This is a genomic window from Endozoicomonas sp. ALE010, from assembly GCF_049310165.1.
GTDB lineage: Bacteria > Pseudomonadota > Gammaproteobacteria > Pseudomonadales > Endozoicomonadaceae > Endozoicomonas.
On record NZ_JBLYNV010000014.1, the window covers coordinates 61466 to 85843 of the forward strand.

Sequence of the window (24378 nt, forward strand, 5' to 3'; positions counted from 1 at the left end):
CTCAATCGCTGGACAGCCTTTGGCAAACCCCCTAGACTCCGCCGGTGTTGGTTGGGGTGTTCTGCCAGTGATGGCAGAACTGAGATACACCCATTGAACCTGAACCAGATAATGCTGGCGTAGGAAACCGACGGGTCTGAGAACTGCTAAACCCCTTATGTACTGACCATCGTGCATGCCTGTTAATCAATGCAGTTTATTGCCCCGACAGGAGCCGCAACACCCCGCCCGTTGTTCCCGCCAGTCCTAATGATATGGAGTTTCTCTTGTGGAGCGGCGCGAGCTTATGTCTTCTACACCCATCGCATTGACCATTGCCGGTTCTGACAGTGGCGGTGGTGCCGGCATTCAGGCAGACCTGAAAACCTTCTCAGCCCTTGGTGCCTACGGCTGCAGTGTGATCACTGCGCTGACCGCACAGAACACGGTGGGTGTTCAGGGTATTTTTGATGTCTCACCCGCCTTTGTCCGGGAGCAGCTGGACTCGGTCTTTTCCGACCTGAACATTTCTGCCGCCAAGGTGGGCATGCTGAGCCAGCCTGAAGTGATTGATGCGGTTGCCCGCGCGGTCAGTGATTACCAGCCGAAATACCTGGTGGTTGACCCGGTGATGGTGGCCACCAGCGGTGATGTTCTGCTTCAGGAAGCCGCCATCGATAACCTGCGTCGCAAACTGATTCCCAAAGCCACCCTGATTACCCCCAACCTGCCGGAAGCAGCGGTTCTGCTGAACTGCCCCCGACCTGAGTCAATGGCAGCCATGGTCGCCATGATTGACCCGTTGATGGCCCTGGGAGCCAGTGCAGTATTGCTGAAAGGCGGCCACCTTACCTCAGACCAGGGCAATAATCAGGCTGTTGATCTGTTCCATGACGGTAACACCCTGCACCAACTTGAGTCTCCCTGGGTGGCAACCCGAAATACCCATGGGACAGGCTGTACACTGTCGTCTGCTGTCACCGCCTTGCTGGCCAGGGATTACCCTTTGATCGACGCCGTGCGCTCTGCCAAGGAGTACATTGCCGGTGCCATTGGCCATGCTGACCATTTGAACATCGGTTCTGGCCATGGCCCGGTCCATCACTTTTACCGAACCTGGTCATAGAGAATACCGCAACGCATGTTTGATGTGATTATCCGCCGGGCCAGCCTGAGATTTGGCAACCACTGTGTTTTTACCGACCTCAACCTGACCCTTAAAGGCGGCCAGTGGACCTGCCTTCTGGGCGGCAGCGGGGTGGGCAAAACCAGTCTGCTGCGTCTGATTGCCGGTCTGCCTGCGGGCGAGACAACGGGGGAAGTGGTTTGTCAGGACGGCTTTTCGGTTCATCACCGAATCGCCTGGATGGCGCAGCAGGACCTGCTGCTGCCCTGGTTTTCGGTACTGGACAATATCACCCTGGGGCAGCGCCTGCGCCGCAATCTGACCGATGTGTTCACCCGTCGTCCACTCTTGTCAGCCGAGGTTCGGGACCAGGCCATGTCCATTCTGGAAAAGGCAGGCCTGAGCGCAAAAGCCGACGTTCTGCCCCAGCACCTGTCCGGCGGTCAGCGCCAGCGGGTAGCACTGGCCAGGACGCTGATGGAAAACCGGCCACTGGTATTAATGGACGAACCCTTCGGCGCACTGGATGCCATCACCCGGCTGAATTTACAGGATCTGGCCTGTGAGCTGTTACAGAACCGTACGGTGCTGTTAATCACCCACGATCCCCTGGAAGCCCTGCGCCTTGGCCATGAGGTTTATCACCTGAGGGGGCACCCGGCCCGACTGACGGATGCCATTACGCCACCGGGCAAGACACCCCGCTCACTGGATGATAATGACCTGCTGGCCTTACAGGGCAAACTGCTGGATCGTTTACGTCATGAGTCGTTTGATGAACAGGCTGGAGTGCCATAAAGAATGAAAGACTCCGTCAAACCCTTTGTGGTTCTTATTGGCCTGCTGGTGCTCTGGCATACCCTGGTGATGGCCTTTGAGATGCCATCCTACATCCTTCCCGGTCCGTTAGCGGTGGCCAACAGCATGGTAGACAATGCCAGCCTGCTGTGGGAACACACGCTGGTTACCCTCAGTGAAATGCTGCTGGGTCTGTTACTTGGTGTTCTGCTGGGTATTATTCTGGCGCTGGTGCTGGTCTATTTTACCGTGTTAAGACCCTGGCTCTTACCGCCATTGTTGATTACCCAGGCCATTCCGGTCTTTGCGCTCGCACCGATATTGATGCTCTGGTTTGGTTACGGCCTGACGTCGAAAGTGGTGATGACCATTCTGGTGATCTTTTTCCCCGTGGCCACCTGTTGTTATGACGGACTGCGCCATACCCACCAGGGCTGGCTGGATATGGCCCAGACCATGGGCGGCAGCCGGCTGGCCATTCTGCGCCATATCCGCTGGCCTGCGGCACTGCCAGCCCTGGCTTCCGGGCTGCGGGTAGCCGTTGTGGTGGCACCGATTGGTGCCGTTGTCGGGGAGTGGGTTGGCTCCAGCGCTGGCCTTGGCTATCTCATGCTTCAGGCCAATGCACGACTCTGGACTGACCAGATGTTTGCTGCGCTCACCGTGCTGGCCTTCTGTTCCGTGACCCTTTACTACACGACCGACCGTGTTTTACGCAGACTCATTCCGTGGCAACCGGAGACTTCCCAGGAATAAGAAATGAATAAACTGATGCAACACACTTTTTTATGGGCAATGGCATGGCTGCTGTCCGTCAGCCTGCAGGCCAGCGCCAGTCAGGTATCCAGCACCGCACCGGCCAGGGAGCTGAAAGAGCTGACCCTGATGCTGGAATGGTTTGTCAACCCGGATCACGGCCCCATCATCATTGCCCGGCAGAATGGCTACTTTGCAGACCAGGGGCTTACGGTGACTATTCAGGAACCGGCAGACCCCAACCTTCCTCCCAAACTGGTGGCGGCAGAAAAGGTGGACCTTGCCGTTTACTATCAGCCCAGCATGATTCACGGAGTAGCCAACGGCCTTCCCCTTGCCTGGGCCGGAACCCTGGTGGCCACCCCCCTGGACGGCCTGCTGGTTCTGGATGACAGCCCGATCAAATCCCTGAAGGATATGAAAGGTAAAACCATCGGTTTGAATATTGGCGGCATAGAGAATGCCATTCTGGACACGCTGTTTGCACCCTACGGGTTTGGTGCCGGGGATGTAAAACTGGTCAATGTGGGCTGGAACCTCTCCTCTTCCCTGATGAGTGGCCGGGTGGATGCCATCATGGGCGCGTATCGTAACTTCGAACTGAATCAGCTGGCGATTGAAGGGCGTAAGGGCCGTATGTTCTATTACGAGGAAAACAATATCCCGCCTTACGATGAACTGATTTTTATCGCCAACAGCAAGCAGCACGATAAAGACGCCATTCGTCGTTTTCTCAGGGCGATTGAACTGGGCACTCAATATATTGTGAATAACCCGGAAAAATCCTGGGAGATCTTCAGGGATTACAGCCCGGAGAAACTGGATAATGAACTGAACCGCCGCGCCTGGTTTGACACCATTCCCCGTTTTGATCTGCGACCTGCCGCCAGGGATGCGGGCCGTTATCAGGCATTTGCTGACTATCTGCAAGCGACTGGAGAGCTGAAAACTCCGGTAAACACCAAGGACTACATGCTGGATTTTTAATCCGGAATGGACGTCACCGGCTATCGTCAAGACCTGCTTGTTGCGATAGCCACCTCATTTTTAAATTCCTCCCTGAGCATGCCGACAGAAAGCGAATGGTCTGAAATATCTATTGTTTAACTCTGGAAAAAGGATATAAGCCCCATGGACAGGTATAAAAACCCAGTACTCAGATTCATTGTCATGGCCGGGCTTGCAGCCGCCCTGGCTTCCCCGGTGACGGCCGAAGAAGTCATGGTCCGAGACAATATGCTCTCTGTGAGTGAAAATTATGATTCTGTCGGCATCGATAACGCTGGCTCAATCAACATAAATGGCAATATGAATGTCAACGGCCCTTTTACCAATAGAGCGGGTGGCTCAGTTAATGTCGCTATGGGGCTGAATATTTCCGGAAGTACATTGACCGCCACCAATGAGGGAACACTGACTGCTGGCAGTTACTGGAGTGATGGGCACTTTATCAATAACACGGGGGCGGTCGCATCCCTTGGGGTGATAAACAGCAGTGGTAATGTAACGAATAAAGGTACGTTATCGTTTGAACAGGGATCCGTTGTGGCTGACTTTGATGGCTCCGGAGGAACCACTTATATCACCATAACAAAACTTAATTTTTTCCAAAATCAATATAATAAGCCCCTGATTAAGGCCACGGGAAGAATCCGACTTGATTCTGACTCAAAGATCGTTCTCAACGTAGCCGAGGGTGCGATGCCCGATAGCGTGGACAGGGTTGCTATTGCCCTGAGTGGTGAATACCTGCAGTTTAATCACGATTCGACGGGCTCAGAGCTTGATCGTGCGGGCCGCCATCTTATCACTTCTGGCAATGACTTCCTGGTGGTAGAACATGTCGAGGTGGATATCTTTGGCATCTCCGCAGACCTTAAAGTGAAAAAGAAAAAATAGGTAAGGAATAAGCTCTGTGTTCAAAATCAACACGGTGTTAGCAAATTTAACGGCGGAGCCTGATTGTCCGGAAAACCCGGTCCGCCTGTTTTTAATAATGGTTTCAGCCGGACTTGCGGTAACGCTGATTGGCTGAAGCATTTTCTATTTCATTACCGGGCATACGGAAAGGGTTATCTCTCTGAACGGCAACAGGAGCCGCACGCTGGCCATGCCTCGCCAGGTCCCTCAGGCTAAATTGACTGTTAACGCGCGCTAACGGCAATGGGAACGACTCTTCCTTGCGAAGAAATTCAATGGCTGCCAACGCCTCATCCTTAGTCACCTGCAGGCCTTTCCCCACATCCCCCCTCAGATAACATTCCACTTTCAACCGCGCTTCCTCGGCGGCATGGGCGCTGGCTAACTCATCTTTGAAATGCTCTATCGCCAGCATGGACTCATTATTTTGATCTGGCACCCGGTTGAATTCTTGAATAACGTCATCCGGGGTCACTTTTCTGTTGTCGTGTGGAATTTTCTGCAAGCACAGTTTTTGCAGGAAGAGGCCACCCCTGAGCGACGTTTTATCGTTGCCATAGGCTGCAAGCACATCTGAAGAAGTGATTTGTCGTCCCTGTAATGGTTTTTTTTCCCAAAAGGCATCTTCAATACATTTGCCTTCACTCAAGGGGGTGGCTGTATCTCCATGAGGCGGACGGTTTGAGATGCCTTTACCACTGAATGTACCGGTAGAATGGCCAGAAATCCCGCTTGAACCGGCTTCTGGATCAACCCGGCCAGCAGTGTTTGGATGGGAGAAAAATGATGGTGATGCAGTGGGTGATGGTTTCAAAATAAAGCCCAGTCTGGATTATAAACACGACCATTTGACCCCAAAACAATTATTTGGTTCATCCCATTTATGCCCGGGTCGTGAGTTGGCTACCATGGGAGCTGAGCCTGTCTCTACATCACGATTTTTAAAACTCTCCCTGTGTGTGTCGACAGTAAAACGTGAGAGCAGAAATTTCTACTGTTTAAACCGGGATGAAGGAAATAAGACACATGGATAAATATAAAAAGCCGTTTATCAGATTAGTTCTTACGGCCGGGCTTTCAACTGCGTTGGCTTCCCCGGTAATGGCTGAAGAGGTCATGGTTCGGGGCAATATGCTTTCTGTGAGCGAAAATTATGATTCTGCCGGTATCGATAACGCTGGCTCAATCAACATAAACGGTAATATGAATGTCAACGGCCCTTTTACCAATAGAGCGGGTGGCTCCGTTAATGTTGCTATGGGGCTGAATATTTCCGGAAGTATATTTACGGCCATCAATGAGGGAACACTGACCGCTGGCAGTTACTGGAGTGATGGGCACTTTGTCAATAGTATGGGGGCGGTCGCTTCCCTTGGGGTCATCACCAGCAGCGGTAATGTAAGGAATAAAGGTACGTTATCGTTTGAACAGGGATCCGTTGTGGCTGACTTTAATGGCTCCGGAGGAACCACGTATATCACCATAACAAAACTTGATCCTTTTCCAGAAGATCATAATTGGAATAAGCCCCTGCTTAAGGCCACTGGAAAAATCCGACTGGATTCTGATTCAAAAATTGTTATCAACGTATCCGAGGATGTGCTGCCCCGTTCCATGGAGGATGTTGTTATTGCCCTGAGCGGTGAATACCTGGAGTTTGATCACACGTCGGCAGGCGATGTACTTGATCGTGCACGCCGTATTATCACTTCTGGCAATGACTTCATGGTGGTAGAACAGGTCGATGTAAATATTTATGGCATCAGCGCAGACCTCAGAGTGAAAAGGAAAAAATAGGTAAGGGATAAACGCTACCCATGGGGGAGGTATTCCTTTCAAAAACCTTCTTACCAGGATGGAAAACCAGATTTCAATCTGCTTCAACCAGTCGGCCGTCCCTATCCACTACCCAGGTACTGAAATCACGGGCCATGCCTGTATTACCCGAATAGTACGTTTCAGCTTCTGCCTTTAACGCATGGATACTGTTGGCTCCAGCCTCAGCAGAACGCTGATAGCGGCCACTGAAGTGGGTAAGAATCAAATTGGGAACACCGCTGGCCTCTGCTGCTTCAGCAACCATTCGGGCTGAGCTGTGCATCCAGACTGGTCCGGCTTTTTGCAGGGCGGCGTCGGTGAGTGTGGCTTCGTGAACCAATAGATGACTGCCTTGCAGTGCATCAATAAGCAATTCCGGCTTATCGTTATCACCCGCAATAATGGCAACCCGGCTGGCGGGTGGTGGTTGCAGAACCTGTTCAGGGAGTATCGTCCGGCCATCTTCAAGAGTAATGGCCTGCCCTTTTTGCAAAAGCCCCCATAGCTCTCCCCTGGGAACGCCCAGTGTCGTCAGTTGCTGAATGTTCAGTTGGGTACTGAGTGTTTTTTCCGCAAAACGATAGGCAAAACTTGGCACACGATGGGAGAGCTGGTGAGCCGTGACAGCAACCCGGGCATCCTGGTAGTGAAAAGCTGGCTGGTCGCTGCGTATAAACTCAATACTGAATGGCAGTTCCAGAACATCGGCATAGTGTAATGCCGCCTCCACAAACTGCCGAACGCCGTCAGGCGCGCAGATGGTCAGGGGAGCCTGCCGACCCTGCATGCTGGCAGAGGTAATCAGCCCGGGCAGGCCATACATGTGATCGCCGTGAACATGAGTAATAAAGATGGTTTTAAGATTGTTGAGGGTATAGCGGCAGCGAAGCAGCTGATGTTGCGTACCTTCACCGCAGTCCACAAGATACCATTGCCTGGCATCATCGATGGCCAGTGCCAGTGCCGTGACATTTCTTTCGGTGGTGGGCATGCCGGCCGAAGTTCCCAGAAAAGTCAGTTTCATGAACACCTGCTTTAATCACAATGCAACTTGTATTGTACCAGAGGAATACTTCGAACTTATGAAATTTCTTGCCAATTTAGTTGTCTAGTTGATATCGATCACGTTAATTATTGTTTATTTGGGCTTTCTTCATGATTTATCCCGGATATATTTATTTAGCTCCAACACCGACCTTCGTAGGTTATGGCAACGTTGAGTTACCACGGATTGCAGGTGAACCTGCCCGCTTTTGCACACATCATTGCACAGAGGTGGTACCCATGAGGGCAATGGCTGCCAGTGCGGGTGCCCGGATTGAAGGTGATGCTTGCTGTTTTGAGAGAGGTTATCGTTCTGTTCGGCCTGTTTATTCCGAGGGGTATTTTGGCGAGGGCTTCACAGGTCAGCAATATTATGATTTTAGCGAACATGATGAACCATCGTTCAACATAATGGGTAATCAGACGTTCGAACGATATGAAATGCCAATAGTAGAAACTGACTTTCCCGGAAATAACAGTGAGCAAAGAACCCCTCCGACTGCTAACGATATGGACTGCTATAACCCTCCGGAATCTGCAACAGCGGATTCTTGTACCCGGGAGCAGGAGTACTATCAACGTTTAGCGGAGTTAAAAGAATATAAGGGGCTGATTGAGGAATCGAAAAAATTCTTACCTAAAAATGCCCTTGATGAGTATATTCGGGATTTTTTGTCGGGAAACAGGAAAGAGCTGGAACTGTCCAGACTCTTTAGACAACATCCAACGCCACGGCCACTGTGTGGAATATATAGCTCAACATCTGATCACATCATCAGCATGAAGGCTCATCGCATAACGGATAAACAAAAAAAGGAACTCAGGACAATCCTGGAAAGCCAGAAACCCTCTGATTTTGGCATTAAATCCCGTAAATGGACCATGAGGAATGTCACAAACCTGATCAATAAACTATTTCAGTTAGATTTCGAGCAGGGTAGTGCGAAAAACCTTTTGTGCGAAATGAAAATATCGCTTAAGTCAATCAATGACAGTCACAAACTGACTCCGGGGAGATGATGTGGGGACAGTACTTCTCACTCCCTATTGCGGCTGCAGATTTGAGGCGCTGGTGATGATAAGTGGTATCACAGGTGCCGGTAGAGCTGAGTTATACAGCGACCCTATCCGAAATATCGCCTTGCCTGAACAGTTGAAATAAAAAGCAACGAGCGCAACAAGCCCTGCCAGACTTGGCCTGTGCGGGTCTTTTGGTCGCAATAATACAGTCATTTGTCCGTTTCCAGGGTGGTGTATTGTATTTAGGACTGGCATAAAGGCAGCTTGAGCCTTGAATCATAACAACGAATGTTGCGCTCGTTGCGGTTTTAATCAAGAGTAACCGCCCGTGGCATTCATTGAATTGAGTGTCACCCCCTGTCTATATCTGGTCTTTAATTGCAGGCATACTGATAAGTAGTTAACCAAATGAAATCGTATATTTCTGGCTAAGTGGGCAGTCACTCTGCGGCGTTACAACTACGGTCACATAGCTACGGCTATGCTCCCTACGTTGTGCCTTGCATAGTAACTGCCCACTTAGCCAGAAATATACGATTCCATTTGGCCAACTACTTAGAATTTTCGCCAATAGCCAAAGACACCTCCCATGATGCTTTTCAATTCGCTGCTCCCGGGCAGATATAAAAAAATGTTCACAGCACTGTTGTTTGCTGCCTGCTCAATCATTCCTCAGTTGGGTATCAGTAATGAACAGGTGGCAACCGAAGCAGAAATCAAAGCCATTGAAAGTGATATCCAACATACGAAAGAGCTGTTGGAATCCCTCAATGCGGCACGAACTTCTGCCCAGAAACAGGTGCAGAAGAACGACAAGGCCATTCAACAACTGAACACCGATATCATCACGCTGGAAGCTCGCCTTAAGGAGGGGCAGGGCGAAATAAAAAAGCTCCAGAGCCGTCAGCAGCGACTGACGGCAAAGAGTGAACAACAAAAGGTTCAGGTTGCCCGGAGTCTGCAATCGCTTTATAAGAGTCTGGGTGACAGCCGCATCAAGCTATTGCTGAACCAGGAAGATCCGGACAGTGTTTCCCGACAACTCGTTTATCTTGATTACTTTCAAAAGGCACAACTTCAGTCTATCCGTGAGTATGAGAAAACCCTTGCGGAACTGAAATCTGTGGAACATGACCAGCAAACCCTCCTCTCCCGACTGAATCAGGAAAAAGCCGTGATTGACCAGAAAAAGCAGTCCCTGGTCAAACAGCAGTCTGAACGTAAACAGCGGTTGAGTGAGTTGGCGAGTCGTTATCAAAAGGGAGGAAAAGCGCTTAAACAGCTGGAACAGGAGCGAGAAAAGCTGGATAAGGTGCTGGCCAGTATTATCAGTCGGCAGCTCGGTAACAGTGAGTCTTTCAACAATCGTAAAGGCAAGCTGTTATGGCCGGTAAAAGGACGCGTGTTGTTTAAGTTCAACGATCAGAATCCGGAAACACGCATGCGCTGGCAGGGCATGTTTATTGCCGCAACCTCCGGAACAACAGTTAATGCCGTGCATGATGGCCGGGTTATCTTTGCCGACTGGCTGAGCAGTTACGGCCTGTTGGTGATCGTTGACCATGGTGATAATTTCCTGACGCTGTACGCTCACAATGACACCCTTCTCAGGCAGGAAGGTGATACGGTGCTGGCGGGTGAGCCACTGGCGTTGAGTGGTCAAAGTGGAGGGCAGCAGACTGAGGGCGTTTATTTTGAAGTGCGCCTGAAGGGCAAACCCCAAGACCCATCTTTATGGCTTGGCCGTAAGTGAGTAAGGGAATCCAAACCATGTACCACTGTCGGAGAGTATCCCGAACTCAGTGTAGTTTCAAACGGTGATACCGATAAGTAATTTCTATACTTCACTGAATTAAATAATGCTCGGGAGCATTCATGAATTTGATTTTTAACCTCCACCGGCTTATCAAGGCATCGGCCCTGGTGCTGGCTACCGGACTGGCATTCAATGGCTGGGCTGATACGGCTGTTCAGGAAGAACAGCCCCCAAAGGCTCCTGCCGCTGAAATCAACAGCCAGTCTCCAGTAGACCAGGACACAGGGCACGGTGAGCAGCCAAAAGGAAAGCTGCCGCTTGATGAACTTCGGGCCTTCACCGAAGTCATGGAACGCATCAAAAAAGCCTATGTTGAGGAAGTCGATGACAGGACGTTGCTGGAAAATGCCATTCAGGGAATGCTCAGCGGGCTTGATCCTCATTCTGCTTATCTGAAACCGGATGACTTCAAAGAGCTGGAAGAAAATACCTCCGGAGAATTTGGTGGCCTGGGTATTGAAGTGGGCATGGAAGATGGCTTTATCAAGGTGGTGAGCCCCATTGATGACACACCTGCCGCAAAAGCCGGCATTCAGGCCGGGGATTTGATTATCAAGCTGGATGATGTATCGGTTAAGGGAATGAGCCTGGGAGAGTCGGTGGATAAGATGCGCGGTAAGGCAGGCACCCCGATCAAGCTGACGATTGTCCGTGAGGGTGTGGAGAAGCCCCTTGAGATTGCCCTGGAACGGGCGGTTATCCGAGTCCAGAGTGTCAGGGCCAGACATCTTGAGCCGGGTTATGGTTATATTCGTGTCAGTCAGTTCCAGGCGGATACCGGCCATGAGCTGGTGGATACCTTGAAAGAACTCAAGCAAGCACAGAAAGACGGCAAGCTTAACGGGCTGGTTCTTGACCTGCGCAACAATCCGGGTGGTGTGCTGCAGGCTGCGGTTGGCGTTACCGATGCCTTTATCAGCGAAGGGTTGATTGTTTACACCAAAGGTCGTATTCCAAACTCTGAGTTGAGGTTTAGCGCATCGGTTGATGACCCGTCAGAGGGCGTCCCGTTGGTGGTGTTAATCAATGGCGGTTCAGCCTCAGCCTCCGAAATTGTTGCCGGTGCCCTGCAGGATCATAAGCGAGCTGTGCTGATGGGAACCGAGTCTTTTGGCAAGGGGTCGGTACAAACCGTTTTACCGTTGAGTGTTGATGCAGCCAAGGGATTAAAACTGACCACTGCCTTGTATTATACGCCCAATGGTCGATCCATCCAGGCCGAAGGAATTAAACCGGATATTTTGGTCCAGCGTGCCAAAGTAACCCCGATTGATGCCCCTCAGCAGTATAAGGAAGCCGATTTGCAACGACATCTCAGCAATGGCAATAAAGATGATTCATCCAACAGTAAGAAAGCCAGGGCCAGTAAGGCAGAGAAAGAGGCAGCGGAGCTATTGGCCCAGGATTATCAGCTGAATCAGGCGTTGAATGTATTAAAAGGGATGCACATTAATACGATTACTGCCGTTAAGCCGGAAGAAAAGAAGACGGCTGCGCTTAAGCCAATGAAAACCACGCCATAGAAGACGACTGTGCCTCGTTACCGAGGTTCCTGATAGCGGTGTGGTATTAGCGCCTATCTGCACTAGTGCATGGTTTCAATGATTTTGACGTACAATCTCCGTTCCCCCTGAGCGGAGTCGAAGGGTGATTGGCACAGTATTCAGGGTATGGAGTTTACGCCTTTCGACTCCGCTCAAGACGAACGGAGTTTGGAGGTCAAGGAAAGAGCCCATCAATTGCATTGAAACCATGCACTAGAAACGATAAGAAACCCCAAAACTGATAACAGGCTGCCAGCGGGCAGTTGTCGTTTCATCAACATTGTTTCTTGAGATGGATTTCAAACTGTTAACCCAGAAAAAAAAAAGCAGAAAAAAAAAGGACACCCATAGACTTTTCGACCGATAAAAGTGGGTGTCCTTTTTATGTTCCGACCTTCACCACCCCTTGGTAACATTTTGATTTTAAACGATTAAATATCGTGCCAACCATATATTCGAATAGAATATATGCTTCAAAATCAAATGATTACGTTATTTTGGTGGTGAAAGTGGGATGTTCCTTTTTATGTTCCATTTTTATGGGGTAAGGAAGCCGGATCACACCTGCTGCCATATATTGGCCCGGAACAATCTGATGTGGTACATCGAGCTACTGGAGAAATTCGATCTGATGTATTTCTCTGAATCTGAAAAAACCTGTTGTCGTTGGCGATCATCTATCATGACGCCGCAGCGGAAGATGCCCCCAGGCGAGATGAAGAAGTTCAGGGGGTAATCCGGTTACTGACTGGGCGCTGTCCGGGACATGAACTGATTTCAGGTTCTTTTGTGGAACGTGGGAATCTGTCGCTCTGGTTATAAGGGAGCCAGGCAGCTGAACTGCGGAGGCCATGGACTTATGGGAAAAAATTTTCCTTCAGAAGTGCATTTTTCAAACCATAAGGCAAATTTAAAGAAGATATTGTTCGTCTATCAAGCAAATCATGCAGCTTCCTCTTGCACAAACTTTCCAGACTGAGAGTAGTTTCTTGTGGGTTGAAGCCAAATTTCTGAGTGACTGTACTGATAACATTCGGTGACAGGCTTCTCTCTGGACAGCTGCCGTAGTGGATCAGTTCAAAAGCAATTTTCCAGAACCCTCGTTTGTTGGCCCAGAACAGAGGAGTACCATCTCTAACGTCACGACTATGAACATCCGCCTTATACCGCAACAATAACAGCACCACCTGGTAATGCCCTGCAATAGCCGCCTGCGTCAAAGGAGTAGCAAGACCAGAGGAGTGACTATTAACATCCGCCTTATGCCGCAACAATAACTGCGCTACCTGGTAATGCCCTTGAGCCGCCGCCTGTGTCAACGGAGTACCATTACCCTTGGTACGGCTATGAACGTCCGCCTGATGCTGCAACAATAACTGCACCACCTGGTAATGTCCTGCAGCCGCCGCAAGCGTCAAGGGCGAATTCTTCCCAAAGGTATGGCCGTGAACATCGGCACCGGATTGCAACAGCAGTTCAACAAATTCAATTCGCCCAAATTCAGCCGCAGTGGCCAGCGGATTGGGGGGATAGACACCACTTAAGGCATTACAATCAGGATCTGCACCGAATTGCAACAGAAGTTTCACTAAATCAATATCCCTCTTTTTGACTGCCCCTGACAGTGGTGAAAGTGGTCTGAACCCTCCGCCGTTTACATCATCCGCATTATGCTTCAACAGCAATTTCACGGTCTCGATGCAACCTTTCTCAACAGCTACTCTAAGCAGACCTTTCTCCATACCCGGACCTTGCCAATGCGCACCATGTTCCAGCAACAGCTTAACCAGCTGAACATGCCCATGCTTGACAGCTTCGCTCAGGGAATTTGACCTGAAATAGCCGCCATCAAACCTGTTAATGTTGGCTCCATGACTCACCAGTAGCCGGGCAATCTCAATATAACCCTTGCCCGCAGCCTTGCACAGTGGCGTCCCCCTTCCAGAACTATTACTGTTGGCGTCGGCTCCCATAGTCAGCAACATTCGTACGCTCTCGGTATGCCCATGCATGGTAGCCTGAGTCAGTGGCGTTCCGCCTCCGTAGGCAAAGCTGTAAATATCCGCTCCATGCTCCAGTAACAGGCTTATCGCCCCGACCTGTCCGTTCCTGGCAGCCTGAGTCAGGGGAGTCGGCCAGCCAAGGGTATTGCTGTTAATATCCGCCTGGCAATCAATCAACAGTTGCATAAGTTCAGTGTTACCCAAGGCCGCAGCTGTGGCCAGTGGCGTCATGCCCTTGCAATCGGGGTGGTCAACACGAGCTCCAGACTCAAGCAGTAACCTCGCGATGTCAACTAACCCGTACATGGCTGCCCGGGTCAATGGGGTAAACCCTTCTCTGCCGGGGAACCTGAGGGCTTTATGCTGCTTCCGCAACCCTTCCTCGCGGCCATTAACCTCGGTGCCATTGCGCAACAGCCATGCCACCATATTGATATCCCCGCACTCAACTGCACAATTCAGAGGGACCTTACTGGCAGCGCCGGTGCAATGTGCGACCATACAACGGTTGTCGCCGGTTCCTGCAGCAGCCAGACCGTCAGTCCTGACTCCGGATTGCACGGCCACAGACAGATTATGACCATAAGTGGGCTGTAACCCGACTCTGCCGGATATTCCCGGATCGTCGGGAACAGAGATACGGGGAATCTGTTTTGCATAGGTCGGTAAATAAGTGTCGTCTACTTTCTCCGAAGTTTTCGAGGTTCCGGCAGCACTGGCTGGTAGCAAGCCAGGGTAACCCCCGGTATTTAGTGGTTGCATGGTAACTTGCCATCTGTCCGAATAGGTGGATGCTTAGAGCAATCGCTCTGTAAAAAAGTTCCGCCTTGTTATCCGAGGTCGGTGATTTTTGTCTTGATGTGACACGAAAACACGAGACGCAAGCAGGTCTTGGCTGAATCAGATTGAAATCTGGTTTTCCATCCTGGTCAGAAGGTTTTTGAAAAGGAACAGCTTCACTTCCAAAGAGGACCTGAAGGTACGGCTCTACGGTTTTATTGAGTTCTTCAATGAGAGGATGGCCAAGCCATTTAAATGGACTGTCAAAGGCCGTCCTCTGCAGGTGTGAAGATGCGTGGGTATTAAGGCTTGGATGCGCTAGAAACGATAGGAAACCCCAAAACTGATCACAGGCTGCCAGCGGGCAGTTGTCGTTTCATCAACGTTGTTTCTTGAGATGGATTTCAAACTGTTAACCGTAGGGGCGGCAAGATTGCTGCCTTCATTATTTTCATAAACAGCACCAATATCAACCCGAACACCCAGCCTTGCCTGATCCACCATTTTCTTCCAACCTACACCAAGATAGGTTTTGTTGTTGTAGCGTGAATTCTGTGAATCTTTTGCCGCATGGCGAAAACTGCCAGCCGACATACTGAAGTTGTTATCAAAAGGCTGATAATCAATGCGCAGGCCTCTGGCGTTATCAGCCGGGCTTAATGACTGGTTGCTCAGTTCCAAGGTAGAGGGCTTATCCGGGGATTCTGCCGCGTGTTGCTCCGGCAGCAGTTCAACATCACCAGGCATCTGCCCATGGTCGTCTGCTTGCGCAGAGCCGAGAACAGTGACTCCCAGGGCAATGATCAGCAGATGACTATTCATGGCATTTTCCCTCCATCCTTTTCTCCATTGGTGTGTGAAGAACCGGAAAACGGTATGCTCGATGCCTGTGGATATTGAACAGCATTTTTATAACACAACTCATTTTATCGTCGCTGTATTTATCACAAGAAGCAACTGTTCTTTTGCACAAACTCTATCTATTTTTTAATGCACTGTTTTTGTTCATTGATTCAATTTATGAAGTGTTCACGCCATGTACTAAGTATTTTTCGTAATACCCGATGAATTTACCACTCTGATACCCGATTCTTCTCACTGGTAGACTTAGCGCCAACATCGATTGGCTGTGGATAACCCCATGCAAGTTCAAAATATGCCCAACTATGGTGCGGTTCCTCCTGCGGAAATGGCAAAGCTGGCTGAGCAGGCAGTAATAGGCAAAGCCAAAAAACACCCTGAGATAACCATGATCCTGGCGATTATGGCCGGTATCTTTATTGCCATTGCCGGCATGTTCTATACCGTAGTGATGGCCGGTGCCCAAAGCATGCCTTACGGTATGTCCAAACTGGTGGGTGGTATTGTCTTCAGTACCGGCCTGATGCTCGTAGTGCTCTGCGGTGCCGAACTGTTTACCAGCAGTACTCTGCTGCTGATGGGCAAGGCAACGGGTAAACTGAAGTTCCGTAACATCGTTAAAAACTGGGGGCTGGTTTACGTTGGTAACTTTATCGGCTCTATTCTCTTTGCCCTGCTGATTATTGGTGGCGGGGTCTGGGAAGGCGGCAATGGTCAGGTAGGCCTCTCTGCCATGTATGTTGCCAAGGCCAAATTGGGCCATCCATTCCTCCAGGCCATGATTCTGGGTATTCTCTGTAACCTGCTGGTTTGCCTGTGCTACTGGATGACCCTGAGTGCACGCACAGCTGCGGGTAAAATGATGGCCTGCATTCTGCCGGTAGCGGCGTTTGTGGTAGCGGGTTTTGAGCACTCCGTAGCCAACATGTACCTGTTGCCAGTGGGCTACATGGTTAAGACTGTGGCTGGCCCTGAGTTCTGGCAGGCGATTGGTTACACCGCTGCCGATTTCGACATGATCAGCCTGGGCAACATCTTTATGAATCTGCTGCCGGTTACCATCGGTAATATCATTGGTGGTGGTGTGATGGTGGGTTTGAGCAAGTGGTTTGTGCACCTTCGTGTTAAAGGTTAATCAAGGTTTAACTGAATGACCTATGATGTGGTCATTCAGTTTCAGCTTTGCCAGCGTAGGAATGCTTCAACATCTGCTTGATGCCCTGCGCTGTTTTTCTGCCAATCCCCCTGGTTTGTGCCAGCTCTTCAACCGAACTCAGCAAGACCGCTTCAATCGAACCGAATTTCTGCAACAGAGCCCGGGCTTTCAGCGAGCCAACACCCGGCAAACACTGCAGCATATTTAACGATTGCCGGACCGGATTTTTAGATGGAACAGGCCGGGACCCCATACCCGCAGAATTCATAAGCCCTCTGAACTTGCTCCATTGTCGCCCCACCATAATCAATAATGCAGCAGTCTCATTCGGGTTCATGGAACGAAGTACGGGAATACCAAAATACAGTGACACTGTGACCAGAGCCCCTTGAATAGACTCTCGTCGTATACCCGATGAACACAACATGTCAGTAGTTCCTTCAATCAGTAATACTTTGCGATAAGGAAAACTAAACTGGCTCAACTGCCGAAATAACCGACCATCAATAATGGAGGCCGCCAGATCGGTCAGCGTTTTTCTCTCAACCAGCCAGTCGTTGTTGATTTTATAATCTCCACTATCAAGAGAGACGGTGTTCACAACAATCCCTTCCCGCCCCTGCAGTATGTCAACAATCCCTGAAGCCCTTTCCCGATAATCAATGTCAATCACGATATTATGCATGGTATGAGCGTTATTCTGATCATTAGGACAGGCAGCAGTATAGCTAATTGTGTATGCTTGCTAAGTAGCTGGCCATATGGAATCACATATTTCTGGCTACTTGGGCAGGTGCTATGCGAGGCACAACGGAGGGAACATAGCCGTAGCTATGTGACCGGAGTTGTAACGAAGCACGACTGCATGGATGCAGGAGCTAGAGCAACGCAGGAGCGGTTGCCGGGAGTGCCTGAACAAGGAGTCAGAAATATATGATTTCATATGGTTAGCTACTTATTGCCATGCAGAGAAATAGAGGGATAAGCAATGAAGTCAGTGGCAATCTTCTGCGGTGCCCGGTCTGGTCGTAAGGAAGCGTACCGTCAGGCCGCTGAGGCATTGGTGGACTCGCTGTTAGAGCAAGGCATCACCATCGTTTATGGCGGTGGTAATGTTGGACTGATGGGCGCTATCGCTGATCGAGCCATCGCCGGAGGTGGCACGGTGGTTGGGGTGATTCCCCATGCCCTGGTCGGACAGGAGCAGGCCCATAAAGGCTTGAGCGAACTGATCCATGTGCAGGACATGCACCAGCGCAAGCAGACCATGGGTGAGCTGGCGGATGGCTTTATCACCTTGTCCGGTGGTGTTGGCAGCATGGATGAACTGTTTCAGGAAATTGCCCATAAGCAGGTAGGCTACCATGGTAAACCCTGCGCCATTCTGAATACGGCTGGCTATTATGATCACCTGGTGGCCTGGCTGGAGAATGCCGTGGATGAAGGCTTTATCACCCGCTACTGGTTTGAACAGCTGGTGATTGACCACTCCCCGGCAGAACTGGTGAATAGAATGATAGGGGCAAAAATATGAAGCCGCTGCTGGTTTATCTGCATGGTCTGAACAGTTCATCCCAGTCAAGCAAGGCTATCCAAACCACCGGGTATGTCCGGGATAACCGGCTGGATATTGAATTATGGATACCAGATCTGCCGGTTTTTCCATCGGATATTGTGCAGTGTATACAGAGCCACCTGAAAAAGTCGCTGAACCTCAGGGATATCTACATCATTGGCAGCTCCCTTGGTGGCTTCCTGGGAACCTGGCTGCAACGCTGGCTACTGGATAATGGCCACCGGAAAAAGGCAAGACTGGTGCTGATTAACCCGGCCGTCGTTCCCCATGAACGATTCGAAGCCTTTCTCGGCCCCCAGAAAAACTTCCATACGGGAGCCGACTGGGTTATGACCGAAGAGTATGTTGAGCAGCTGCTCCTTCTGGAAACAGAGCCACCAGCATCACCGGACAACACACTGCTTATGGTACAGACGGGCGATGAAACCCTGGACTACCGCCTGGCGGTGGAAAAATATCAGCAATGCAGAGCGATCGTACAGGAAGGTGGCAGCCACACTTTTGATCATTTTGAGACCGTGTTACCAGAAATATTTGACTTTCTGGAACAGGATTTTCCGACATCCGTTTGAACAAATCACCGTCGATTCGTTACACTCTCCATTTTCACGCTTTACATCATAAAGCGATCAGTCAGCAAGGACTCATGGTAAAGAACGACTACAATGCCGAGGCGATTGAGGTACTCAGTGGCCTCGACCCGGTGCGCAAACGCCCCGGAATGTACACCGACACCACCCGGCCAAACCATCTTGCCCAGGAAATCATCGACAACAGTGTGGATGAGGCTCTGGCAGGGTTTGCTTCCCATATCAAGGTCACCCTGCACAAAGACCAGTCTCTGGAAGTAGTGGATGATGGCCGTGGCATGCCCACCGATATCCATCCGGAACATGGCATCTCGGGTATTGAGCTTATTCTCACCCGCCTGCATGCCGGTGGTAAATTCTCCAACAAGAACTACCAGTTCTCCGGTGGTTTGCACGGGGTGGGTGTTTCTGTGGTCAATGCGCTCTCCAGCCATCTGGAAGTGACCGTTCGCCGTGGCGGCGTTGTTTCTGCCATCAGCTTTAAAGATGGCTACAAGGATGAAGACCTTCACGAAACCGGCACCTGCGGACGTCGCAATACCGGAACAACGGTTCGTTTCTGGCCCGATGCCAGCTACTTCGACTCCCCACGATTTTCCGTACCAAGGCTAATGCATATTCTCCGGGCCAAGGCAGTCCTTTGCCCTGGCCTGCGGGTTGAATTTGATGACCGTATTTCTGAAGACGTGACCGAGTGGTACTACGAAGATGGCCTGAATGACTATCTCAAAAGTGCCACCAGAGGCTTTGCCGTGCTGCCCGCTGAACCCTTTACCGGTTCCCTGAAAGGGGAAAGCGAGGCGGTAGACTGGGCCGTCCAATGGTTACCCGAGGGTGGTGAACTGCTGACGGAAAGCTATGTCAACCTGATTCCCACCCCGCTGGGCGGCACCCATGTGAATGGCCTGAGAACCGGCCTGCTGGAAGCGATCCGGGAGTTCTGTGAGTTCCGGAACCTGTTGCCCCGTGGCGTGAAACTCGGTGGCGATGACCTGTGGGAAAACTGCGCCTACGTATTATCTGCCAAGTTGGCAGACCCACAATTCTCCGGCCAGACCAAAGAACGCCTCTCTTCCAGAGAGTGTGCCGCCTTTGTCTCTGGTGTGGCAAAAGATGCCTTTAGCCTCTGGCTGAACCAGCATACCGCTGAAGCTGAACTGCTGGCAGAACTCTGCATCAGCAATGCCCAGAAACGGATGCGCAAAGCCAAGAAGGTCGCCCGTAAAAAAGTGACCCAGGGGCCAGCACTACCGGGTAAACTGGCGGATTGTGCCAGTCAGGACCTGAGCATGACCGAACTGTTCCTGGTGGAAGGGGACTCGGCGGGCGGCTCTGCCAAGCAAGCCCGTGACCGTGAGTACCAGGCCATCATGCCGTTGCGGGGTAAAATCCTCAACAGCTGGGAAGTGGACTCCTCAGAAGTACTGGCCTCCCAGGAAATACACGATATCTCCGTAGCCCTGGGAGTTGATCCGGCATCGGATAACCTGGATGGTTTGCGCTACGGAAAAATCTGCATCCTGGCCGATGCGGACTCCGATGGCTTGCACATCGCGACCCTGCTCTGCGCCCTGTTCGTTCAACACTTCCGCCCGCTGGTGGAACGCGGCCATATTTATGTGGCCATGCCTCCGCTCTACCGGATTGATGTGGCCAAGGACGTCTATTACGCCCTGGATGAAGCGGAGAAAGAAGGCATTCTTGAACGCATCCGTGCTGAGAAAAAGAAAGGCAAGATCAATGTGCAACGCTTTAAGGGACTGGGCGAAATGAACCCTCTGCAGTTGCGTGAAACCACCATGTCTGCAGACACTCGTCGTTTGGTTCAGTTGACCCTCGACAATGAGCAGGAGACGACTCAGCGGATGGACATGCTGCTGGCCAAGAAGCGCAGTTCGGACCGCAAGACCTGGTTGGAGTCCAGGGGGAATCTGGTTGAAATTGCTTAAATGATGGTAGATCGACGTTATTCATTTTTGTACAAACGCAAAAGGGCAGTAGAAAAACTGCTGAAAAATTCCAGATAAACATTGAGGCTGTAACCGATCAGTTTACTACCAGTTTGAATCTTATCACGGTTGTTCATGGCCTGAGTTCCTAAGCTCAGAGCGTACCCAGAAGTGTTTACCAAACCGTGGGAAGTACACTCTAATGCTCACCCGCACAACGATACTTGTGAATGGGTTCACCCGTTTGAGCGTGAACAGCAAGAACCGGATAAACGGAGGGTCCGTGGCCATTAGGATCAGTAGCCTCCGCATACTCGCCATCGGTTTTGGGTAGGTTGTTCTCGGGGCATAAATAAAAAATCATCGGCGCGCGAATGCTGAATTCGCGGGGCTCAAGCAGGTAGTCCTGCTCAATCACCCTCTGCTGCGCCTTGCTCAGCGCAGGATTGGCAATAAAGCGCACAGGGATCGCAATATCCCATGCCTTGTCTTCAATTAGCGGAGCTTCGGCAGGAGTAATTATTTCCGGGACGCCTATGAATCGTGCCAGAACAAAGTCTTTGTACGCCGAACTGCCCCAATCATAAGCGCGTACATGTTGTCGTCCGTTGACGGTGATAATGACTGCGGGGGTCAGCCTTCGAGGCGTACCTTCCGGATTCTCCATGGACGCATAGGTCGCGTGCACCTGACCCTGCTGCTCGATCGCAGACAGGAAAACCGACAAAGTGCGGCTGGGTACCGCGCGATGAATAATCGGGATTTCCTGCACATGAGCCGCTTGCGGCGGTTGAAACTCTGCCGTCGCGCGCCATACCAGGTCATTCTCCCCCAGCAATACAGGCGAAAATGTGGCGCTGGGAAAATACCCCTTGCGGCTACCGCTTTGGTCAACCACGTTACCAGGTGCCAGCTCCAAATAGGTTCGTACGTCAGTCCGGGCCTGCTGCGCAGAGACGCCAAACTCATCTGCAATCATGCGCGATGTGACCTTGCGCTCCCAAAGCAACTGACGCTCGATATAACGTAAGCGCAGCCACTGCGCATGACTGAGCGATGTTTTGTGCTGACCGAGAAACGTTGAGTAATGCATACCAGTTTTTGTTCGGCGTTGGTGGACGGAGTGTAATTCGAGATCTAACCGATACTCGGAACCAGTATATGGCTTGACTTATTTCAGGACAAATAATATTGCATGTAGATCATATTATGCAAAGTATCTTTGTTTGAGTTACTGCGTGGTGCTATAGTGGCGTCTTCTCAGTCGGAGAATGCTATGTCGCTAGAGTTTCTGGAGCAAGCTCGCAACGAACCGATGGCGCGTCGAGAACTGACCATTCAGTCTCATGCGTTGCTCGTTGTACGAACGCTCGATTCAATTTACAGCGCCCTACAACGCAAGCCGTTCGACGGAATCGACTTTGATGTCCTTGCGGCCATCATGTACCTATTTGACGCCATGCTGTACTACACCGACCGTGAGCGACAGCCGGGTATGACCCGTAGAGAGGCGGAACTGTGCCTAGTGGAACACATGCGAGAGGCGTATCCTGGACACAATGATGCTAGCTATGTGCAGGTAGCCGGCAAGATTTTCGCCGCGATCAAGGATCCTTTCCGTCTGCGGTTCTATGACTTTACCGAACGTGCACATTCTGACGAGCAGGTGGTTCGACTGGTGCGTCATGACCAGGTTGTCGGCTCAGACGATATCCTCTGGTCACTGACCGATGAGGGGATGATGTTTTATACCCTTCGTCTTGATGAAACGCCAATCGAACGTGCCGCCATACTGGCTTGGCGCACCCTCAAGACTATCCGTCGTGGCGAGATCGACAAAGCGGTGCACCAGATCCAGTCGACCCAGCGGCAACTTGAGCAATACCTGATTGGTATGCGAATGAAAGTGCGCGCCGCCCAGGCAGGTGATTTAAGTGCATCCTACGCACAGGACATCCGGCCAATTCTCAGCGACTCCTTCGATAAGACCGAGGAGGTGCTTGGGCATATCCAGAGCACACTCGCCACCATCACAGAAATGCTTGCCGATGGCCGCTCAGAACTGCACCCCGATAAGCTCAATAAGCTGCGCAAGGCGCAGGAAATCTTCGCCGACGTCAGCACTTTCACGCTGAGCTATCAGGACTGCCTGCATGATGTGAACAAGGACTTTGAGCAGGCCCGTCTAAAGCTGATCATTCCGAGGGATAATACCCTGTTCCGGGAGACACTTGAAAAAGCCGCACTTAAGCCTCTGCTGGCCCACACTCCAACGGCAGCTGAACAAAGCATGGACGACTTAGTTGCATGCCTGCTGGCCCCGCGCTGCCAATATGATGATTGCCACACCCTGCTTGATCTGGAATTGGTGCTGAACCTCTACATCGATCAGTTCGATCAGGTGTTGCCACACGAGATCCAGGACCCCACCGAACAACCCGAGGCGATAGAAACCAGTCTGCAAGGCATTCCCGATTCGGTGATCCGTCATTGCAGTAGCTGGGTGTCCAGCCGTCTGAAAGCGCAGGGCCAAGTCAGTTTTGCAGACGTATTTGATGCCTACGAGGAGGGTGAGTTATCCGAACAGGAGCAGCAGGTCTGTTTGCTTCATATCGGCAGCTTGGCGACCAACAACGATTCCTCCATTGAAGTAGATGTGGACGACACCCCTATCGAATCAGCTCTTTGGCGAGCCGACAACATCATCTTGCTGACAGCAGCCCCTGTACCGACCCTCGAGGAGTAGTTATGTACGACGCAGATCAACACGCTAAACGCTACGCCGAGATCGCCACGCAAGCGATCATGAGCTCATTGGGATACAAAATGGCTGATGATGCGATTCAGCGGGCTCTGGAACTCCATGGTGATGTCCTGTTTATGGAAATTATTCGTGGCATCGCGGCTGGCATGAAGTTGAACTATCTCGGTATGCACGAGAGCTATGGGGTGTTGTTGACCGCCAATGGTCGTGGTCCGTATGCCCCCACCCTGGGTTGGCTTAATAAGCGCCTGCTACACGATGTGACCACTGAGCAGATGGGCAAAGAGCGCAAGGAGCAGCGCCTCTTTGCAGGCCTGACGCTTATCGCGTTGCTTGCGGACATGTTTCCTAACCCTGATTCGGTTCGGGTTGAGTCTGGTCAAGTCAGAGGCACCAGTGCAGCCTCGGTGGTGGCCAAGCTCAACGATGTAGCCGATCAGGTTATTGCGCAGCGCAAGGCCGAGGTAGATGGGGCGGTGGATGGCCTGCTCCTTGCTGCCCGGTTTGTGCAGGAAGAGCGCATCCCCCGTATCTACGACGAAAAGGTGGCGCGCGTCTCCAGTATTCGCTCGCAAACTGAGATGGCAATGCGCTGGATACAGTTGCTGCAGGAGGAAGGCTTTCTGGCTGAGGACAGCAGCCTGTCGGGAGAATCTGACTGGTATCCGACCCAGAAGCTCAAACACTATCTGCGCCATACAGGCATTGAAGAGACAGTGCGCTTCGTGATGGATATCGATCCTGCAACAGAGGAGCAGCCATCTGCCCCAGGCAATGCTGAGGCGACGACATCAGTCGATCATCCTCAATCCGCAGAGGACGGAGGACAGCCTGCCTCTATCGAAACCGCAGAAACACAACACAAATTGGAGGTTTGA

22 protein-coding genes and 1 riboswitch are annotated in these 24378 nt (G+C 51.2%); of the genes, 16 read left to right on the forward strand and 6 right to left on the reverse strand.

The features are described 5' to 3' along the window. Positions 1–42: 42 nt before the first annotated feature. Positions 43–143, forward strand: a riboswitch (TPP riboswitch). Positions 144–286: 143 nt separating this feature from the next. The 5 genes from thiD (at position 287) to ACO6UY_RS08425 (ending at position 4558) form a co-directional block, all read left to right on the forward strand. Then, on the forward strand, positions 287–1105 hold the full coding sequence (gene thiD / locus ACO6UY_RS08405; RefSeq protein ID WP_422489617.1) for a bifunctional hydroxymethylpyrimidine kinase/phosphomethylpyrimidine kinase: 819 nt from the start codon (positions 287–289) through the stop codon (positions 1103–1105). A gap of 15 nt (positions 1106–1120) precedes the next feature. Continuing rightward, on the forward strand, positions 1121–1903 hold the full coding sequence (locus ACO6UY_RS08410; protein WP_422489619.1) for an ABC transporter ATP-binding protein: 783 nt from the start codon (positions 1121–1123) through the stop codon (positions 1901–1903). A 3-nt stretch (positions 1904–1906) separates the two neighbouring features. Then, positions 1907–2659, forward strand: a complete 753-nt coding sequence (locus tag ACO6UY_RS08415; RefSeq protein WP_422447277.1) for an ABC transporter permease — start codon at positions 1907–1909, stop codon at positions 2657–2659. A gap of 3 nt (positions 2660–2662) precedes the next feature. Then, a complete protein-coding gene (locus ACO6UY_RS08420; protein WP_422447279.1) occupies positions 2663–3646 on the forward strand; it encodes an ABC transporter substrate-binding protein in 984 nt (327 codons plus the stop codon). 144 nt (positions 3647–3790) lie between these two features. Beyond that, on the forward strand, positions 3791–4558 hold the full coding sequence (locus tag ACO6UY_RS08425; RefSeq protein WP_422489621.1) for a hypothetical protein: 768 nt from the start codon (positions 3791–3793) through the stop codon (positions 4556–4558). Positions 4559–4661: 103 nt separating this feature from the next. Here the strand turns inward: ACO6UY_RS08425 and ACO6UY_RS08430 are convergent, their stop codons facing one another. Beyond that, positions 4662–5228, reverse strand: coding sequence for a hypothetical protein (locus ACO6UY_RS08430; protein ID WP_422489623.1), 567 nt, complete (start codon positions 5226–5228; stop codon positions 4662–4664). 37 nt (positions 5229–5265) lie between these two features. Between ACO6UY_RS08430 and ACO6UY_RS08435 the strand changes: the two genes are divergently transcribed. Both ACO6UY_RS08435 and ACO6UY_RS08440 read left to right on the forward strand, forming a co-directional pair. Beyond that, a complete protein-coding gene (locus ACO6UY_RS08435; protein ID WP_422447285.1) occupies positions 5266–5613 on the forward strand; it encodes a hypothetical protein in 348 nt (115 codons plus the stop codon). After that, complete coding sequence (locus tag ACO6UY_RS08440; protein ID WP_422447287.1) at positions 5606–6376, forward strand: hypothetical protein; 771 nt, start codon at positions 5606–5608, stop codon at positions 6374–6376. Before ACO6UY_RS08435 ends, ACO6UY_RS08440 begins: the two co-directional genes overlap by 8 nt. A 73-nt stretch (positions 6377–6449) precedes the next feature. Here ACO6UY_RS08440 and ACO6UY_RS08445 read toward each other — a convergent pair whose 3' ends face one another. Next, complete coding sequence (locus ACO6UY_RS08445) at positions 6450–7421, reverse strand: ribonuclease Z (protein WP_422489625.1); 972 nt, start codon at positions 7419–7421, stop codon at positions 6450–6452. 260 nt (positions 7422–7681) lie between these two features. Between ACO6UY_RS08445 and ACO6UY_RS08450 the strand changes: the two genes are divergently transcribed. The 3 genes from ACO6UY_RS08450 (at position 7682) to ACO6UY_RS08460 (ending at position 11800) form a co-directional block, all read left to right on the forward strand. After that, positions 7682–8461, forward strand: a complete 780-nt coding sequence (locus tag ACO6UY_RS08450) for a hypothetical protein (protein ID WP_422460490.1) — start codon at positions 7682–7684, stop codon at positions 8459–8461. Positions 8462–9050: 589 nt separating this feature from the next. Next, positions 9051–10214, forward strand: a complete 1164-nt coding sequence (locus ACO6UY_RS08455) for a murein hydrolase activator EnvC family protein (RefSeq protein WP_422460488.1) — start codon at positions 9051–9053, stop codon at positions 10212–10214. Positions 10215–10336: 122 nt separating this feature from the next. Beyond that, the gene (locus ACO6UY_RS08460) at positions 10337–11800 is read left to right on the forward strand and encodes a S41 family peptidase (protein WP_422460487.1); all 1464 of its coding nucleotides are present in this window, start codon (positions 10337–10339) and stop codon (positions 11798–11800) included. An 878-nt stretch (positions 11801–12678) separates the two neighbouring features. Here the strand turns inward: ACO6UY_RS08460 and ACO6UY_RS08465 are convergent. Together ACO6UY_RS08465 and ACO6UY_RS08470 are read right to left on the reverse strand one after the other, a co-directional pair. Then, the gene (locus tag ACO6UY_RS08465) at positions 12679–14586 is read right to left on the reverse strand and encodes an ankyrin repeat domain-containing protein (RefSeq protein WP_422489627.1); all 1908 of its coding nucleotides are present in this window, start codon (positions 14584–14586) and stop codon (positions 12679–12681) included. A gap of 336 nt (positions 14587–14922) precedes the next feature. Then, complete coding sequence (locus ACO6UY_RS08470) at positions 14923–15426, reverse strand: hypothetical protein (RefSeq protein WP_422447299.1); 504 nt, start codon at positions 15424–15426, stop codon at positions 14923–14925. 319 nt (positions 15427–15745) lie between these two features. Here ACO6UY_RS08470 and focA point away from each other — a divergent pair, with 319 nt between their 5' ends. Continuing rightward, positions 15746–16600: a formate transporter FocA gene (focA, locus tag ACO6UY_RS08475; protein WP_422489629.1), complete on the forward strand. Its 855-nt coding sequence runs from the start codon at positions 15746–15748 to the stop codon at positions 16598–16600. A 31-nt stretch (positions 16601–16631) separates the two neighbouring features. Here the strand turns inward: focA and ACO6UY_RS08480 are convergent, their stop codons facing one another. Then, positions 16632–17306 (reverse strand): ERCC4 domain-containing protein, encoded by a 675-nt coding sequence (locus ACO6UY_RS08480; protein WP_422447303.1) that lies wholly within the window; start codon positions 17304–17306, stop codon positions 16632–16634. 303 nt (positions 17307–17609) lie between these two features. Between ACO6UY_RS08480 and ACO6UY_RS08485 the strand changes: the two genes are divergently transcribed. The 3 genes from ACO6UY_RS08485 (at position 17610) to parE (ending at position 20736) form a co-directional block, all read left to right on the forward strand. Then, positions 17610–18155 (forward strand): TIGR00730 family Rossman fold protein, encoded by a 546-nt coding sequence (locus ACO6UY_RS08485; RefSeq protein ID WP_422447305.1) that lies wholly within the window; start codon positions 17610–17612, stop codon positions 18153–18155. After that, on the forward strand, positions 18152–18769 hold the full coding sequence (locus ACO6UY_RS08490) for a YqiA/YcfP family alpha/beta fold hydrolase (RefSeq protein WP_422447307.1): 618 nt from the start codon (positions 18152–18154) through the stop codon (positions 18767–18769). The genes ACO6UY_RS08485 and ACO6UY_RS08490 overlap by 4 nt, the downstream gene beginning before the upstream one ends. Before the next feature lie 74 nt (positions 18770–18843). Next, positions 18844–20736 carry a DNA topoisomerase IV subunit B gene (parE, locus tag ACO6UY_RS08495; protein WP_422460485.1) on the forward strand — a complete coding sequence of 631 codons (1893 nt, stop codon included), beginning with the start codon at positions 18844–18846 and terminating at the stop codon, positions 20734–20736. 199 nt (positions 20737–20935) lie between these two features. On the opposite strand, the gene ACO6UY_RS08500 is transcribed toward parE, so the two are convergent. Further along, complete coding sequence (locus tag ACO6UY_RS08500) at positions 20936–21829, reverse strand: WYL domain-containing protein (protein WP_422447309.1); 894 nt, start codon at positions 21827–21829, stop codon at positions 20936–20938. A gap of 183 nt (positions 21830–22012) precedes the next feature. Here ACO6UY_RS08500 and ACO6UY_RS08505 point away from each other — a divergent pair, with 183 nt between their 5' ends. Further along, a complete protein-coding gene (locus ACO6UY_RS08505; protein WP_422460448.1) occupies positions 22013–23482 on the forward strand; it encodes a hypothetical protein in 1470 nt (489 codons plus the stop codon). A gap of 2 nt (positions 23483–23484) precedes the next feature. Then, the gene (locus ACO6UY_RS08510; RefSeq protein WP_422460446.1) at positions 23485–24378 is read left to right on the forward strand and encodes a hypothetical protein; all 894 of its coding nucleotides are present in this window, start codon (positions 23485–23487) and stop codon (positions 24376–24378) included.